The organism is Leisingera sp. S232 (assembly GCF_049800895.1).
Lineage (GTDB): Bacteria > Pseudomonadota > Alphaproteobacteria > Rhodobacterales > Rhodobacteraceae > Leisingera.
The window spans coordinates 256152-272223 of record NZ_JBNAFX010000001.1 but is presented as its reverse complement, the minus strand read 5'-3'; the positions used below and the strand labels follow the sequence as shown (position 1 = coordinate 272223).

Annotated in this window: 14 protein-coding genes; 10 read left to right on the top strand and 4 right to left on the bottom strand. The window is 63.0% G+C overall.

Annotation, left to right across the window (positions count from 1 at the left end; translation table 11 throughout):
* Positions 1-126: 126 nt before the first annotated feature.
* The 3 genes from ACP151_RS01290 to ACP151_RS01280 all read right to left on the bottom strand — a co-directional run bounded on the left by ACP151_RS01290 (position 127) and on the right by ACP151_RS01280 (position 2302).
* Entirely contained in the window at positions 127-990 is an 864-nt protein-coding gene (locus ACP151_RS01290; RefSeq protein WP_424977014.1) for an EamA family transporter, read from the bottom strand.
* Positions 991-1779, bottom strand: coding sequence for a phosphodiesterase (locus ACP151_RS01285; protein WP_424977013.1), 789 nt, complete (start codon positions 1777-1779; stop codon positions 991-993).
* A 313-nt stretch (positions 1780-2092) separates the two neighbouring features.
* On the bottom strand, positions 2093-2302 hold the full coding sequence (locus ACP151_RS01280; RefSeq protein WP_424977012.1) for a DUF1127 domain-containing protein: 210 nt from the start codon (positions 2300-2302) through the stop codon (positions 2093-2095).
* 357 nt (positions 2303-2659) lie between these two features.
* On the opposite strand from ACP151_RS01280, the gene ACP151_RS01275 reads away from it, so the two are divergent.
* From ACP151_RS01275 to ACP151_RS01230, 10 genes are all read left to right on the top strand, one after another.
* Positions 2660-3724, top strand: a complete 1065-nt coding sequence (locus ACP151_RS01275; RefSeq protein ID WP_424977011.1) for an Mrp/NBP35 family ATP-binding protein — start codon at positions 2660-2662, stop codon at positions 3722-3724.
* Between the two features lie 822 nt (positions 3725-4546).
* Positions 4547-5050, top strand: a complete 504-nt coding sequence (gene mraZ / locus ACP151_RS01270; RefSeq protein WP_424977010.1) for a division/cell wall cluster transcriptional repressor MraZ — start codon at positions 4547-4549, stop codon at positions 5048-5050.
* Positions 5051-5053: 3 nt separating this feature from the next.
* Positions 5054-6046, top strand: a complete 993-nt coding sequence (rsmH, locus tag ACP151_RS01265) for a 16S rRNA (cytosine(1402)-N(4))-methyltransferase RsmH (RefSeq protein WP_424977009.1) — start codon at positions 5054-5056, stop codon at positions 6044-6046.
* Positions 6043-6393: a cell division protein FtsL gene (gene ftsL, locus ACP151_RS01260; protein WP_424977008.1), complete on the top strand. Its 351-nt coding sequence runs from the start codon at positions 6043-6045 to the stop codon at positions 6391-6393. The genes rsmH and ftsL overlap by 4 nt, the downstream gene beginning before the upstream one ends.
* A complete protein-coding gene (locus tag ACP151_RS01255) occupies positions 6390-8174 on the top strand; it encodes a peptidoglycan D,D-transpeptidase FtsI family protein (protein ID WP_424977007.1) in 1785 nt (594 codons plus the stop codon). Before ftsL ends, ACP151_RS01255 begins: the two co-directional genes overlap by 4 nt.
* An 18-nt stretch (positions 8175-8192) precedes the next feature.
* Positions 8193-9695, top strand: coding sequence for a UDP-N-acetylmuramoyl-L-alanyl-D-glutamate--2,6-diaminopimelate ligase (locus tag ACP151_RS01250; RefSeq protein ID WP_424977006.1), 1503 nt, complete (start codon positions 8193-8195; stop codon positions 9693-9695).
* Positions 9692-11092 (top strand): UDP-N-acetylmuramoyl-tripeptide--D-alanyl-D-alanine ligase, encoded by a 1401-nt coding sequence (locus ACP151_RS01245; protein ID WP_424977005.1) that lies wholly within the window; start codon positions 9692-9694, stop codon positions 11090-11092. Before ACP151_RS01250 ends, ACP151_RS01245 begins: the two co-directional genes overlap by 4 nt.
* Positions 11093-11112: 20 nt before the next feature.
* Entirely contained in the window at positions 11113-12195 is a 1083-nt protein-coding gene (gene mraY / locus ACP151_RS01240; RefSeq protein WP_424977004.1) for a phospho-N-acetylmuramoyl-pentapeptide-transferase, read from the top strand.
* A gap of 475 nt (positions 12196-12670) precedes the next feature.
* On the top strand, positions 12671-14086 hold the full coding sequence (gene murD / locus ACP151_RS01235; protein WP_424977003.1) for a UDP-N-acetylmuramoyl-L-alanine--D-glutamate ligase: 1416 nt from the start codon (positions 12671-12673) through the stop codon (positions 14084-14086).
* A 4-nt stretch (positions 14087-14090) separates the two neighbouring features.
* A complete protein-coding gene (locus tag ACP151_RS01230) occupies positions 14091-14432 on the top strand; it encodes a thiamine-binding protein (protein ID WP_424977002.1) in 342 nt (113 codons plus the stop codon).
* A 217-nt stretch (positions 14433-14649) separates the two neighbouring features.
* Here the strand turns inward: ACP151_RS01230 and ACP151_RS01225 are convergent, their stop codons facing one another.
* Positions 14650-15831, bottom strand: coding sequence for an NAD(P)/FAD-dependent oxidoreductase (locus ACP151_RS01225; RefSeq protein ID WP_424977001.1), 1182 nt, complete (start codon positions 15829-15831; stop codon positions 14650-14652).
* Positions 15832-16072: the final 241 nt, after the last annotated feature.

Genomic DNA, 16072 nt, shown 5'->3' with positions numbered 1-16072 from the left:
GCCGGGCCGCCCGCCGGGGGGGGGGGGGGGGGGGGGGGGGGGGGGCCGCGCCCCCCCCCCCCCCCCCCCCCCCCTGCGCCATCCTCTTTCTTCAGAGGTTCGTGTGCGGCGGAGAGGTCTGCAGGATTACTGTAGCGCAATCATTGCAATGCCCGCGGCAATCAGTGCTGCCCAGCCCAGTCGGCTGAGGCCGCGCGGCTCTTTCAGAACCAGTGCCGCCAGGATCACCGAGACCGGGATCGACACCTGTCGCACTGCGCTGACCGCAGCGGCCTCGGCGCCCAATTGGAACACCCGCAGGATCAGCAGATACGACAGGTAGGAAGACAATCCTGCAAACAGGATGCGCCAGGGGTGCTGCGTCCAGCCCCGCACCACGCCCAGCAAAGGTGCTGATTGCCCCCTGTCCTCCCAGGCCCGCAAGGCCCCCATGGCCAGCGTCACCAGAAAATAGCTCCAGAACAGGAACGGCGCGCTGCTGGTGCCTTGCATCGCAGTCGCATCTGAAATCGAATAGGCCGCCGATCCCAGCATCGCCATCCCGGCCATGGCAAAGGCGCGCGGGTCATCCAGCAGTCGCCCCTTGCCCTTTTGGATCATCAGCCCGGCCCAGATGATCAGCCCCATGCCCAAGAGGGATGCGACTGAATAACTCTGCCCCAACATCAGCCAGCTGAAGCCCGCAATGGCCAAAGGCGAAGAGCGTACAATCGGATAATAGGCCGAGACATTGCCCCGCCGCAGCGCCGACAGCGTGCCGTAGTAATACACCGTCAGCCCCAGAGCCGAGGCCAGAACCAGCGGCCAGACGTCGGCAGGAAGGGCCGGGTTCTGCCCTGTCAGCGCCATATGAAAGGAGGCAAACACGACCCAGCTGAGGCACACCCCGGTGTAACAGGACACCGGATGCGCCACGCCCTTTAGCGTCAGGTCTCGCAGCGGATGGGTGGCCGCCGACAGAAGGACCAGCAGGATCCAGGAAAACTCCACTTAACGGCCCGCGTCCCGGCCAGGGCGGTCCAGATAGGCGTCGAAATGAACAGTGAGCTGATCATCGCCCACCTGCACCACGCCATAGGCCATGGGTTCAATGCTGTATTCCGACCCAGCCCGTTCCGGCACCAGTGGGATCTGGTGGTTGGTGCTGGGCAGCGAGGTGAAACTGTAACCGCGCCAGTTCACATAGGTCATCCGGTGGATGTGGCCAAAGAAGATGTGGCGGATGTTCCGCCCCTTCCTGAGCGCCGTGTGAAACGCCTCTGGATTGCGCAGTTTGATGTCGTCCACATAGGGCAGGTCGATGTCAAACGGCGGATGATGCAGGAACAGGAACACCGGCGCATTCCCTGCGGCCTCCAGCTCCGTCTCCAGCCAGGCCAGCCGTTCTGTGCACAGTTCTCCATCATGCACATCCGGCCCGCCGGTCAGCGTATCCAGGAACAGGAACTTCGCGCCGCCCGCCGCATGACTGTGCTGCACATAGCCGCCGCTGCTGCGCGGATGATCCGAAAAGACCTGCAGGAAATTCTCCCGCACGTCGTGATTGCCCAACATCAGGAAGGTCGGCAGCGGAAAGGCTGCCAATTGCTCCTGCAGCCAGCCATAGGCTGCCGGATCGCCCTCATCTGCCAGATCGCCGGAAATCACGCAGAATTCCGCATCTTGGTGCCATGCGGCAATATCGGCCAGCACCCGCGTCAGGTTCGCCGCCGGATCGCTGCCGTTTAGTGGCACGCCCGGCGCCATCAGGTGAATATCTGTAAGGTGGATGAATTTCATGTCGCGGCCCCGCAAATCACTGCTGTTTTTGTCGGTAATCAAACCAGCAGAAGCCGCCGAGCGATAGCAGGAAAACGTCAGCCTCCGGGTCCTTGCACGGCAATTTGCAGCGCCGAAACAAGAAACGGCGGCGCCCAGGGAGGAGGAGGGGCGCCGCCGTTCTGTCAAACACCGGGACTAAGGGAGGAGGAGACCCGGTGAGTCAAACCCGGCTTTTGGCCGGTATAGGGTGCGGCGGCATCAGGGAGGAGGAGGATGCCGCCGCAGAAGACAGGCTCTTCTAAGGGAGGAGGAGAAGGAGCCTGATCTCTATTCAGTTGTTCTCATATGCCGCCTGATAGGCGACGCGCTTGATTTCGGACCGGTTCAGGCCCAGGTCGGCCAGGTCGCGGGCGGTCAGTGCAGACAGCTCGTTGACGGTCTGGCGGTACAGCCGGTAGCGGACGAATTTGACCAGCAGCGCATCCAGAAAGCCCACGGGGGATGCAATGTTCACCGCGGAGATCTGTTGTGCTGCAGCCATTTGTCTATTCCTTCGTCTTGCCGTCTCGTCCTGCGCCGCTTTGGCGCTTGCTTGAGGAGTAATTTAGGCGAATGCCGCAGCTGCACAATCCCGGTCTTTGTCATTGCCGCTATGCAGCATTTGCATGGGTGCGCATCTTGTATCTGATTGGAAAGGAGCGATATTTTCGGCGTTCTCTTAAGTATCTGTAAACCTGTTGCGGGTGCCGCTACGTCAAGTGCGCGGCGTGAGGCTTCAGGGTTGGGCGCCGGGCAAACGGTCTGACCCGCGCACCATGCGCAGCAATCGCGCTTGGCGGGTTCCAAGCCGGCGGAATGACACATATATATCGGCCGGAATTCACGCAGGAGAGCAGCCATGGGTGTCACCCCGGAACAGATACATACAGTGCTGGAGCGGCTGGCGCTGCCGGATGGCGGCACTCTGGTGTCGCGCGACATGCTGCGGGCGCTGCGCATCGAAGGCAGCAAGGTGAGCTTTGTGATCGAAGCGCCAAGCCCTGAAATTGCCAAGCTGATGGAGCCGCTGCGCAAAACCGCCGAAGCCGCCGTCCTGTCGCTGGAGGGCGTTGAAACTGTCTCTGCTGCGCTGACTGCCCATGCCGCCCAGCAGCCGGCCCCCAGCCTCAAGGTGGGCGGCCATCCGAAACCGCAGGCGGAGCCGCTGAAACCTGCAGGCGTCAAGCGCATTCTGGCCGTTGGTTCGGGCAAGGGCGGGGTGGGCAAGTCCACTGTGTCGTCAAACCTCGCAGTGGCGCTGGCGAAACAGGGGCGCAAGGTCGGCCTGCTGGACGCCGACATCTACGGCCCGTCCCAGCCTCGCATGATGGGCGCCAAGGGCCGCCCCGCCAGCCCGGACGGCAAGATCATCGAACCGCTGCATGCCCATGGTGTTACCCTGATGTCGATCGGCTTTATGGTCGATGATGCCAAGGCCGTGGTCTGGCGCGGCCCGATGCTGATGGGGGCGCTGCAGCAGATGTTGGGGCAGGTGAACTGGGGGGAGCTGGATGTGCTGATCGTCGACCTGCCGCCCGGCACCGGTGACGTGCAATTGACGCTCTGCACCAAGGCGGAGCTTTCCGGCGCTATCGTCGTCTCCACTCCGCAGGATGTGGCGCTGCTGGATGCCCGCAAGGCGCTGGACATGTTCAACACGCTGAAAACCCCGGTGCTGGGATTGATCGAGAACATGTCCTTCTTCACCTGCCCGGACTGCGGCGGGGAGCATCACATTTTCGGCCATGGCGGCGTCGCGGCTGAGGCTGAAACATTGGGCCTGCCGCTATTGGGGGCGCTGCCGATTGATCTGGACACCCGGCTGGCCGGCGACAGCGGCACACCCATTGCGGCGGGGGAGGGGCCGATGGCCCGGGCCTATGCCCGTATCGCAGAGGGGCTGATTGGCGGCGGCATGGCCTGAGGCAGTCAGCTGCCCGCCAGCCCGGATGTTTGAAAAGGCCCGCTGCCACGGCGGGCCTTTTGTTTTCGGTTTGGGCGCAGAGGGGATTGCCCGGCCGGAATGGGAACACATGGCACATGCTATGCCATATGGGAATTGGCGGGACGGCTGGGACTGCATGGGTCGGCTGGGAATTCGCGGGACCGGTGGGAAATCATGGGCGCCATGGGATTTTATGGCCTGCCTCCCGAAATTCACCCCTTGCAGTTGCGAATCGCAGTGTGCTGAAACGCTGAAGTGCGAGGTTTTTCGCATTGCCGGATGCAGTCGCGGGGGAACGTAAGGGGAACTTGGTTAAGATCTGCTGTCAGGCAGATGGAATCGCGGGAAAATATGGGAAAAAAATCTCCCCTGCAACCTGTGTCTATATCTGGTGTGTAGCTGCAGTTTCTCCGCTAATTGTTCTGATTTTGCCTTCTTTCGGTCACGAATCTCAGGCCGATCTGTGGAATCTCTGTCAAGGATTCGACTGTGTCTCGCAGAAAACTGTTGCGTGCCCATCAATTCCCATAGTATCCCTTCTACATCGAATGAGACGAGGGACGGGGCGCCAAACGACCCCAAGCCAAACTAAACGAGCAGGTTTCATACAGGCCTTCGCTTTCATCGAACAAAGAGATCCGGCGCGCGGGCGAGCAGACATCCCCCCAGGTGGCGCGCGCAGTCGGACATCCCGCAAAGCGGGTCAAGGTGGCGGGTTGATCAGTGGCAGCAGATCAGCCCGCCCCTTTACATTCTGGGGGACGGTTTAACGCGAGGGACGCGCGGAAAAGGGACGGTAACTTGGGCCGCAGGTTCAGAGGTGAAAGCCACCACAAGGTGGACAGCAAGGGGCGGGTGTCGATACCGGCCTCCTTTCGCCGTGTGCTGGAGGCCGCTGATCCCAACTGGCAGTCCGGTCAGAACCCCGAACTGGTGATCGTCTATGGCGACCAGCGCCGCAATTTCCTGGAATGCTATACGATCGAGGCGATCGAAGAGGTCGACGCCAAGATCGACCAGCTCCCGCGCGGCTCGATGCAGCGCAAGATGCTGCAGCGGATGTTCCACGGTCAGTCCTTTCCGACCAATGTCGACGAGACCGGCCGTCTGGTGCTGCCCGCCAAGCTGCGCCAGAAAATCGACCTCGATGCCGAAGCCTTCTTTATTGCCGCGGGCGACACCTTCCAGATATGGAAGCCGGAAACCTACGAGGAAGAGGAGCTGGCCAAGGCCGAAGAGTGGCTGGACGACCTGCCCGACGACTTCGATCCAATGGAATTCCTAGACGGCGCCGGGGGCGCTTAAGACATGACCCAGGACCAAACAGCTGCCAATGGTCCCCATATTCCCGTTCTTCTCCGTCCGTTGCTTGCGGCCGTGGCCCCGGTCACGGGGTGCTGGCTGGATGGCACTTTCGGCGCCGGTGGTTACACCCGCGGCTTGCTGGAAGCGGGCGCAGATCAGGTCACCGGCGTTGACCGCGATCCGCTGGCCTTTGAGCTCGCCAAACCCTGGGCAGGGGCGTTCGGCGACCGCCTGATCCTGCAGCCTGGTGTGTTTTCTCGCATGGATGAATATGCGCAAGACCTCGATGGCGTGGTTCTGGACCTTGGCGTTTCCTCGATGCAGCTGGATCTGGCCGAACGCGGCTTTTCCTTCATGAGGGATGGCCCGCTGGACATGCGGATGTCCCAGTCCGGCCCGTCGGCTGCCGACCTGATTGCTGAACTGACAGAAGCGCAGATCGCCGACATTCTGTTCCACTACGGCGAAGAACGCGCCAGCCGCCGCATTGCCAAGGCAATCGTCAAGGAACGCGCGCTGGAGCCGATCACCAGCACCCTGCGCTTGGCCAAAATCATTGAAAGCTGTCTGCCACGTCCCAAGCCCGGTCAGTCGCACCCGGCGACCCGCAGCTTTCAGGGGCTGCGCATTGCCGTAAATGCCGAATATGATGAATTGTTCGAGGGGCTCTTGGCTGCCGAGCGCGCGCTGAAACCGGGCGGTCTGCTGGCTGTTGTGACCTTCCATTCGGTCGAGGACCGCATGGTCAAACGCTTCTTCCAGCACCGTGCGGGCAAGACTGGTCGCGCCAACCGCTATGCGCCCGAACAGGTTGAAACCCCGTCGCAATTCGAACTGGTCACCCGCAAGGCTGTTGGCCCGGATGATCAGGAACTGGCTGAAAACCCGCGCTCCCGCTCCGCCCGTCTGCGGGTCGGGCGCCGCACCGATGCGGAGCCGGGGCCGATTTCAGCCAAGGACCTTGGAATGCCGCAGCTGCAAGAGGCGCGCAAGTGAAGACACTGCTGTATATCGCAACATGCCTTGCCGTCTTTGGTCTGGCGTTCTGGGCCTACCGTGAAAACTATGCCACCCAGCAGGTGCTGAAGGAAACCCGCCAGCTGCAGCGCGAAATCGGTGCTGCGCAGGTGCGACTTAGCGTGCTGCGCGCCGAATGGGCCTATCTTAACCGCCCGCAGCGCCTGCGCGAACTGGCCGAGATCAACTTTGACAGCCTGGGTCTCCTGCCGCTGCGCCCGGATCAGTTCGGGCGGGTGGATGAGGTCTCTTATCCCGCCCCCCCCGAACTGGAAATTACCAACGACGTTGAGGTTTCTGGACTGAACGTGAGGACACAGCCATGATCCGCACGCCGCTTCGCCCGCTGGCCCGTATCCTGCATGCCCGTGCTACCGGTGAAAATCCGGATGTGATCGAAGAGGAAAACATCAGCCTGCGCCATCAGGAAATGCAGGTGCAGGCCCGTCAACGCTCCGAGGGGCGGCTTTTGGTGCTGGGTGTGTTCTTTGTCTGCGCTTTTGGTGCGATTACCGCCCGAATGGGCATGACGGCGGTTTCCGAGCCTGCCGAACCCGTGGCCAGCGCTGCGGGCAGCATCATCGCCGCACAGCGTGCCGATATCGTCGACCGCAACGGCAGCCTGCTGGCAACCAACTTTGAAACCCACTCCCTTTATGCCCAGCCGCCGCAGATGATCGACCCCGTAGGGGCCGCCGGGAAGCTGGTGGAGATTTTTCCGGACCTGGAGCTTGAACAGCTCGTCAAGGATTTCACCGGCAAGCGCAAGTTTCTGTGGGTAAAGAAGAAAATCAGTCCCGAGCAGCTCCAGGCCGTGCATGACATCGGCGATCCCGGACTGTTGTTCGGCCCCCGTGAAATGCGTCTTTATCCCAATGGCAGCCTTGCGGCGCATGTGCTGGGTGGTGCCGGTTTCGGCAAAGAGGGCGTGAACGCAGCCGAAGTGATCGGCGTTGCCGGCGTTGAGCGCCAGTTCGACGATTACCTGCGCGACCCGGCCAACGCAGGCAAACCGCTGCAGTTGTCGCTGGACCTGACCGTGCAGGCCGCCGCCGAGCAGGTGCTTTACGGCGGCATGAAGCTGATGAACGCCAAGGGTGCCACCTCGATCCTGATGGATGCCCACACGGGCGAGGTGATCTCGGTGGTGTCCTTCCCGGACTTCGATCCCAACGACCGGCCGCGCCCGCCGACCTCGGGCTTTGATCCGTCGGCCAGCCCGCTGTTCAACCGCGCGGTGCAGGGGGTCTATGAGCTCGGCTCCACCTTCAAGATCTTTACCGCGGCGCAGGCCATGGATCTGGGGCTGGTCACCGCCGATACCGTGATCGACACCCGCGGGCCGTTGCGCTGGGGCCGCTTTGCGATCCGCGATTTCCGCAACTACGGCAACGAAATGTCGGTAACTAAAATTATCGTCAAATCTTCCAACATCGGCACCGCGCGGCTGGCGCAGCAGATCGGGGTGGAACGGCAGAAAAGCTTCCTGGACACCATGGGCATGCTGGAGCCGACACCGTTTGAAATCTCCGAAGCTGCGGGCGGCAAGCCGCTGCTGCCGCCGAACTGGTCAGAGTTGTCAGCGATGACCATCTCTTATGGTCACGGTATTTCCACCACGCCGATGCATCTGGCGGCAGGCTATGCTGCGGTTGCAAATGGCGGTCGCTACGTGGCGCCGACGATTCTGAAACAGAAAGGCCCGCAGCTGGGCGAGCGGGTGATGAGCGAGGCCTCTGCCGCCGCCGCGCGCACCATGCTGCGCAAGGTGGTCAGCGAAGGCACCGCGTCCTTTGCTGAGGTCGAGGGCTATCAGGTGGGCGGCAAGACCGGCACCGCAGATAAACCCAAACCCCGTGGCGGCTACTATGATGACAAGGTGATCGCCACTTTTGCCTCTATTTTCCCGGCACATGACCCGAAATACGTGCTGATTGTGACGCTGGATGAACCTTCCATCATCGCCCACGGCGAGGAACGCCGGACCGCAGGCTGGACAGCCACTCCGGTGGCGGCTGAAATGATCGGGCGCGTGGCCCCATTGCTGGGGCTGCGGCCGCAAGTTGAACCCGCAGAGGTGACTGGTATAACCCTCACCTCGAACTGACACAGGTAAAGGGCCGCCATGAGCAGCAGCAGATCAGACCAGCCCCAGAACCAATTGAGACTGGGCCAATTGGGGCTGACGGCCCGTGGCGGTGCCGACCCGCAGATCAGCGGTCTGGCGGTGGACAGCCGCGAGGTGCGCGAGGGCTTCCTGTTTGCCGCCTTGCCGGGCAGCCAGGTCCATGGCGCCAAATTCGTTCCCGGTGCGTTGGAGAAAGGCGCCTCTGCCATTCTGACAGATGCTGCCGGGGCGGACATCGCTGCAACGGTTCTTGGCGAAAGCCATGCGGCGCTGGTGGTGGTCGAGGACCCGCGCCAGGCGCTGGCCTATGCCGCTGCGCTGTGGTTTGGCGGCCAGCCGCAGACCATGGTGGCGGTCACCGGCACCAACGGCAAGACCTCGGTTGCGACCTTCGTGCGCCAGATCTGGGCTGAGCTGGGCCATGAGGCCGTGAACATGGGCACAACCGGCATCGAAGGCGCGTGGGCCTATCCGCTGGCGCATACCACGCCGGAACCCATCACCCTGCATCGCGCCCTGGCTGCTGCGGCACATGCGGGTGTCACCCATGCGGCGATGGAGGCTTCCTCGCATGGGCTGGACCAGCGCCGTCTGGACGGGGTGCAGCTGGCGGCGGCAGGCTTCACCAATTTCACTCAGGATCATCTGGATTACCACGAAACGTTTGAGGCCTATTTCGCGGCCAAGGCAGGTCTGTTCCGCCGGGTGCTGCCGGATGAAGGCGTCGCTGTCATCAACATGAACGACCCGCGCGGTGCCGAGATGCGGGCGGTCGCCGCTGCCCGCGGGCAGGAGGTGATTTCCGTGGGCCGGGGTCTTGGCGACCTGAACCTTCAGGGGATGCGTTATGATGGTACCGGTCAGGATGTGCGGTTCTCCTGGCATGACAAGCCATATCAGCTGCGTCTCAATCTGATCGGCGGCTTTCAGGCGGAAAATGTTCTGCTGGCCTGTGGGCTGGTGATTGCCGGCGGAGAGGATCCGGAACGGGTGTTTGAAACCCTGCCGCATCTGACCACCGTGCGCGGCCGGATGCAGCTGGCGGCGTCGCGTGACAATGGGTCTGCCGTATTTGTCGACTACGCGCACACCCCCGACGCCGTGGCCAGCGCCATCAAGGCACTGCGCCCGCATGTGCTGGGGCGGCTGATTGCCATTGTCGGTGCGGGCGGCGACCGCGACACTACCAAGCGGCCTCTGATGGGGCAGGCGGCGCATGACAATGCCGATGTGGTGATCGTCACCGACGACAACCCCCGTAGTGAAGACCCTGCCATCATCCGCGCGGCGGTCAAGGGTGGCGCGCCGGATTGTATCGAGATTGGCGACCGCGCCGAGGCGATCCTGCGCGGGGCTGACATGCTGCAGGCGGGCGATGCGCTGATTGTCTGCGGCAAGGGGCATGAAACCGGCCAGACCGTGGGTGATCAGATTTTGCCCTTTGATGATGTGGAACAGGCCAGCATCGCCGTGGCAGCATTGGACGGGAGGCTCGCATGACCCTTTGGACTGCGGCAGAGGCCGCCGCCGCAACTGGCGGCAGGGTGCAGGGAAACTGGGCTGTCACCGGCATGTCCATCGACACCCGCACGATTGAAACGGGTGACATGTTTGTGGCGCTGAAGGCTGCCCGCGACGGTCATGACTTTGTGGCGCAGGCCTTGGAGAAGGGCGCAGGCGCGGCGCTGGTCTCCCGCATTCCGGATGGGGTGCCTGCGGATGCGCCGCTTTTGGTCGTCGATGATGTGCAGGCGGGGCTGGAGGCTTTGGCCTGGGAATCGCGGGCACGCAGCCAGGCCAGAGTCGTTGCGGTAACCGGCTCGGTCGGCAAGACCTCGACCAAGGAAATGCTGGCGCGGATGTTGTCGGACCAGGGCCGCACCCATGCAGCTGTTGCCAGCTACAACAACCATTGGGGTGTGCCGCTGACATTGGCGCGGATGCCGCGCGATGCGGAATTTGCGGTGATCGAGATCGGCATGAACCACCCTGGCGAAATCGCCCCGCTGGCAAAACAGGCACGCCCGCATGTGGCGATGGTGACGACGGTTGCCGCGGTTCACCTGGAGGCGTTTGACAACGTCGAAGGCATTGCCCGAGAAAAAGCCGCGATCATGGAGGGGCTGGAGCCGGGCGGCGTCGCGGTGCTGAACGCCGATATTGCGGAGGCTCATGTGCTGCGGGATGTGGCTGCAGAGCTGGGCGTAACCACCCGCTGGTTTGGCGAGACCGCAGCGGATTACAAACTGCATTCTGCCGGCATCAAGGGCGAAGAAACCGTTGCCCGCGCCACCGCCAATGGCGGCGAGATAGAACTGCATATTCAATCCCTTGGCGCGCATTTTGCAATGAATGCCTTGGGCGCTCTGGCCTGTATCGAGGCCTTGGGCGCTGACCCGGTCAAGGCAGCCCAAAGCCTTGCGCTGTGGTCGCCGGTCAAGGGGCGTGGAGTGCGCGAAACGATCCGGCTGGAGAGCGGGGAGCTCACCCTGCTGGACGACAGCTACAACGCCAATCCGACCTCGATGGCTGCGGCGCTGGCAGTGCTGGCGGCAACGCCTGGGCAGGGGCGGCGGATTGCCTATGTCGGCGACATGAAGGAGCTTGGCCCGCAGGAGGTCCAGCTGCACGCCGGACTTGCGACGTTGGACGCGGTGCAGGGCATCGATAAAATCCACTGTATCGGCCCGCTGATGCAGGCGCTGCATGAGGCTTTGCCGGAGGCAAAACGCGGCGGCTGGTATGCAACCAGCGCGGAGGCAGTGCCGGGGCTGGCGGGCGAAATCTGGGGTGGCGACATCGTGCTGGCCAAGGGCTCGCTCAGCATGGCTTTGGCCAAGATCGTTGACGGCATCCGCGAAATGGGTCAATCCGGCTCCAAATCAGAAAACACCTAGAAGATCGGGGGAAGAGCAAAATGCTCTATTGGCTGACCGCTTTGTCGGACGGAGGGGACTTTTTCAACCTCTTCCGCTATATCACCTTCCGCGCAGGCGGCGCCTTCATGACCGCGCTGATCTTTGGCTTCCTGTTCGGCAGACCGCTGATCAACGTGCTGCGCAAACGCCAGGGCAAAGGCCAGCCGATCCGCGATGACGGGCCAGAGGGGCATTTCTCCAAGGCGGGCACGCCCACCATGGGGGGCTTGCTGATCGTCGGGGCGCTGCTGACCGCGACACTGATGTGGGCGCGTTGGGACAATCCCTTTGTCTGGCTGGTGCTGTTTGTGACCATGGCTTACGGGCTCATCGGTTTTGCCGATGACTATGCCAAGGTCTCCAAGCAGAACACCAAAGGCGTGCCGGGCAAGGTGCGGCTGGCGCTGGGCGTGCTGATTGCGGTCATCGCCTCGGTCTGGGCCGCAGCCTACCACCCGGAACCGCTGCAGCACCAGCTGGCGCTGCCGGTGTTCAAGGATACTCTGATCAACCTCGGCCTGTTCTACGTGCCGTTCTCGATCTGCGTCATCGTCGGTGCGGCCAATGCGGTCAACCTAACGGACGGGCTGGATGGTCTTGCCATTATGCCGTCGATGATTGCGGCCGGCACCCTGGGCGTGATTGCCTATGCGGTGGGTCGGGTCGACTTTACCGAATATCTGGATGTGCATTATGTGCCCGGCACGGGTGAGATCCTGATTTTCTGCGCCGCATTGTTCGGCGCAGGGCTGGGGTTCCTGTGGTATAACGCGCCACCCGCGGCGGTGTTCATGGGCGACACCGGCTCGCTCGCCCTTGGCGGCGCACTGGGCGCCATTGCGGTGGCCACCAAGCACGAGCTGGTGCTGGCCATTGTCGGCGGGCTTTTTGTGGTTGAGGCATTGTCGGTGATCATCCAGGTTCTATATTTCAAACGCACCGGGCGGCGGGTGTTCCTGATGGCGCCGATCCATCACCACTATGAGAAAAAAGGCTGGGCCGAGCCGCAGATCGTGATCCGGTTCTGGATCATCTCGCTGATCCTGGCGATGATTGGTCTGGCGACGTTGAAAGTGCGGTAAGACACGCCGCTGTGCCACCGCGCCGTCTCTGCGGCGGGGTGGTTTGAGGTCTTCTTTTATGGAACCGCCCGGGGCTGCAGCTGCGGGCGGTTTGTCTTTGAAAGAAGAAGGCGGCGCCGCCGGAGGGGCGGAGCGTCGGATGACCCTTGCCAAGGGGTCATGCCCGTCTGTCGGCCTATGCGGGCCCGCCCTGCACCTGCTGAAAAAGGTGGTCCGAGGGGGCCGGTCTCCTGGTATTTTCGTTGCAACGGTTGGACCGTAACCCGGCGGGATGAAGATGTGATGAGGGCGGCGTTCGCAGGGTGCGCAACAGGCGCAATGTGGGGGCGGCTCCCGCCAATTTCGGCAGGCTAAGCCTGCCTGTAAATTGTTGGGCGCGGCACGGGCCCTGCGGCCCGTGCGGGCGGCGCTTGAAGGCGGGGGGGCTCCTGTGCAAAGTGCCTCTGGAACTGGTTTTGAAAGATGAGGGCAGGCAATGATCCCGGTCAAAGGATATGAGAGCGCGAAGGTCGCTGTGCTGGGGCTGGGGCGCTCTGGCTTGACGACGGCGCGCAGCCTTCGTGAAGGCGGGGCCGAGGCCCTTTGCTGGGATGACAATCCGGCGGCGCGGGAGGCGGCAGAGGCGGAAGGCTTTGCCTGCCGCGATCTGCATAAGGGCGGCGCCTTTGACGATGTGGCTGCCCTGATCACTTCGCCCGGCATTCCGCATCTTTACCCGAAACCCAATCCGGTGATCCGGGCAGCAATGGAGGCGGGCGTGCCGGTGGACAACGACATCGGGCTGTTTTTCCGCTCCTTTGCCGATGCTGAATGGCAGATGCATGACCAACCGCCGCGGGTGGTGGCGGTGACGGGCTCCAACGGCAAATCGACCACGGTGGCGCTGCTGCACCACATCCTGCAGGAGGCAGGCCGCGAGAGCCAGCTGGCGGGCAACATCGGTCGCGGGGTGCTGGGCATTGATCCGCCGGGCAATGGCGGCGTGGTGGTGCTGGAGCTGTCGAGCTATCAGACCGAACTTGCCCGCGCGCTGACCCCGGACGTGGCGGTGTTCACCAACCTGTCGTCCGATCATTTGGACCGGCATGGCGGCATGGGCGGCTATTTTGCGGCCAAGCGGCGGCTGTTTGCCGAGGGCGGCCCGGACCGGGCGGTCATTGGCATCGACGAGGACGAGGGGCTGTTCCTGGCGGGCCAGCTGTCCGAAGGGCAGGGTGACGACCGGGTGATCCGGATTTCCGCTGCGCGTAAATTGACCGGGCCGGGCTGGCAGGTGTTTGCCAAGAAAGGGTTTCTGAGCGAGTACCGCAAGGGGCGGCAGGCGGCCTCAATCGATCTGCGCGAAATGATGGGCCTGCCCGGCGCACACAACCACCAGAACGCTTGCGCGGCCTATGCGGCGGCGCGCACGCTGGGGCTGGCGCCGCGGCTGATCGGCGAGGCGATGGCCACATTCCCCGGCCTGCCGCACCGCAGCCAGACCATCGCCGAGGCGAATGGGGTGCGCTATGTGAATGACAGCAAGGCCACCAATCTGGACAGTGCGGTGAAAGCGCTGAGCGCCTTCAAAAACATCCGCTGGATCTGCGGCGGACTGGAGAAGGACGGTGGGCTGGACGCGCTGCAGGGGCAGACTGGCAATGTCGCCAAAGCCTATGTGATTGGCCGCGAGGCAGCGGGCTTTGCGCTGCAGCTGGATGTCGAGGCAGAGGTTTGCACCACCATGGCCGCAGCGGTGGAACGGGCCATGGCAGAGGCAGGGGCTGGCGACACTGTGCTGCTGGCGCCGGCGGCGGCAAGCTTTGACCAATATGACAATTTCGAACAGCGCGGCGATGATTTCACGGCGGAGGTGAAAAAGCGGCTGGGACAGGCCGGCAGGGTGGATTGAAGCAATGAGCACGGCAGCCCAGGGAAAAAACACGGTGATGCTGGCCTTTCAGGTCATTCCACGGCTACGTGAAGGCAATAATTTCGAAGTGGTGGATCAGGCGATTGCGGTCGTGAAAGCCTCTGGCGTGCCGTTTCAGGTGGGAGCGATGGAAACCACCATGAAGGGAGAACTGGACCAGCTGCTGGAGATTGTGAAGCAGGCCGAGAAGGCCTGTTTGGACGCCGGTTCAGTGGAGGTGATCACCAATATCAAGATCCACACCACCACGCCGGACGCGCATGACACCTTCTGCACCTATACCCGTGGGATGACGCCGAACAACAAAGTCTTCGTTGAGGGTTAGGGGGAGGAGGGGCTTCTGGGCCCACCCAAGCGGAAAACCCGCCTCTGATCCGCCTGCGCATGATCCGTGCCTGCCAGAGCTGCCAGCCGCGCCCAAGTGAAACAGCGGTATCCGCCCTTGCGGGCGGAGCCTCCGCGATTTCCCTTGACCCCGCCCGCCATCCCCGGCTGTCTCTCCTCAGGCGAAGGCGGCTCCGAAGCGGAACGGTCCCGGGAAATCAGCCCGTGGCGGCGATGGCGGTGCCTGCGGCGTGGCCGGAGGCCCAGGCCCATTGGAAGTTGTAACCGCCAAGCCAGCCGGTCACGTCCACTGCTTCGCCGATGGCGTAAAGGCCGGGGGCGGCCTGGGCTTCCATGGTTTTGGAGGACAGGCTGTCAGTGCTGATGCCGCCAAGGGTGACCTCGGCGGTGCGGTAGCCCTCGGTGCCGGCGGGCAGCAGGCGCCAGGTTTGCAGAGCATCGCATAAGCCTTGCAGCGCGGCGTCGGACTGGTCGGCCAGGCGGCCCTTGAGGTCGAGCTGGGGTTTCAGGAAGTCCACCAGCTTGGCAGGCAGGTGGCGCGCCAGCTCGGTGGTCAGGTCGCGGCGGCCTTCGGCCTGGCGCTGATCCCGCAAGAGATCAAAAAGCGGCGTGTCCGGGATCAGGTTCACCGTGATCTCTTCGCCTTCCCGCCAATAGGAGGACAGCTGCAGAACGGATGGGCCGGAGAGGCCGCGATGAGTGAACAGCAGTGCCTCGTCGAATGTGGCGCGTTCGTTCCTGAGACGCGCGGGCAGAGCGGTTCCGGCCAGCGGCTGAAACCGACCATCGGGGAAGGTGAAAGGCACGAGAGCTGCGCGGGTTTCTGTTACATCCAGGCCGAACTGGCGGGCAAGGTCATAAGCGATGCCGGTGGCGCCCATCTTGGGGATGGATTTGCCGCCGGTCGCCAGCACCAGGTTGCGACAGGAGACGGTCTGCGGCTTGCCTTCTCGCAGAAGCTGGACGATGAAACCGTCGGCGGTCTGCTCAACACGTTCCAGAGAACTGTGCAGCCAGAGGTCCGCCCCGGCCTGCTGCATCTCCTGTACCAGCATGGCGATGATCTGCTTGGACGAGCCGTCGCAGAACAGCTGGCCCAGGGTTTTTTCGTGCCAGGCGATGCCGTGGCGGTCCACCAGTTCGATGAAATCCCACTGGGTGTAGCGCGCCAGCGCCGATTTGCAGAAATGCGGGTTGGCCGACAGGTAGTTCTTGGCTTCTGTATACATGTTGGTGAAGTTGCAGCGGCCGCCGCCGGAGATGCGGATTTTCTCGCCCGGCGCCTTGGCGTGGTCGATCACCAAAGTGCTGCCGCCCGCATGGCGCGCGCACATCATGCCGGCCGCGCCGGCGCCGAGAATCAGAGTGTTTACCTGCATAGGCGCATCGACCACGGAACGGATGGTGGCGCAAGAGGAAGTGCCGGTGATGGGGGCCGAAGTAACGTCTGTGGCTGCTTGGATGGGTGTGTCGGGTGGGGGCTTTGCTGGAGTGGAGGTGATGGCATGCTTTGAGGCCGACTTGTACCTTGGCTTCTTTCGCTGCCAGAGATCGCAGCCTCAGAGAGGCCGCGCGGGCATCAGCTTTGCTGCCGCGGGGCAGCGGAAAGTGCAGTTGTTC

Bases quoted from the DNA above. Each gene is read 5' to 3' on its own strand.
- ACP151_RS01245 (WP_424977005.1), top strand. From the start codon at position 9,692: ATGACCCTTTGGACTGCGGCAGAGGCCGCCGCCGCAACTGGCGGCAGG.
- ACP151_RS01285 (WP_424977013.1), bottom strand. From the start codon at position 1,779: ATGAAATTCATCCACCTTACAGATATTCACCTGATGGCGCCGGGCGTG.
- ACP151_RS01255 (WP_424977007.1), top strand. From the start codon at position 6,390: ATGATCCGCACGCCGCTTCGCCCGCTGGCCCGTATCCTGCATGCCCGT.
- ACP151_RS01275 (WP_424977011.1), top strand. From the start codon at position 2,660: ATGGGTGTCACCCCGGAACAGATACATACAGTGCTGGAGCGGCTGGCG.
- ACP151_RS01250 (WP_424977006.1), top strand. From the start codon at position 8,193: ATGAGCAGCAGCAGATCAGACCAGCCCCAGAACCAATTGAGACTGGGC.
- mraY (WP_424977004.1), top strand. From the start codon at position 11,113: ATGCTCTATTGGCTGACCGCTTTGTCGGACGGAGGGGACTTTTTCAAC.
- rsmH (WP_424977009.1), top strand. From the start codon at position 5,054: ATGACCCAGGACCAAACAGCTGCCAATGGTCCCCATATTCCCGTTCTT.
- ACP151_RS01225 (WP_424977001.1), bottom strand. From the start codon at position 15,831: ATGCAGGTAAACACTCTGATTCTCGGCGCCGGCGCGGCCGGCATGATG.
- ACP151_RS01230 (WP_424977002.1), top strand. From the start codon at position 14,091: ATGAGCACGGCAGCCCAGGGAAAAAACACGGTGATGCTGGCCTTTCAG.
- murD (WP_424977003.1), top strand. From the start codon at position 12,671: ATGATCCCGGTCAAAGGATATGAGAGCGCGAAGGTCGCTGTGCTGGGG.
- ACP151_RS01280 (WP_424977012.1), bottom strand. From the start codon at position 2,302: ATGGCTGCAGCACAACAGATCTCCGCGGTGAACATTGCATCCCCCGTG.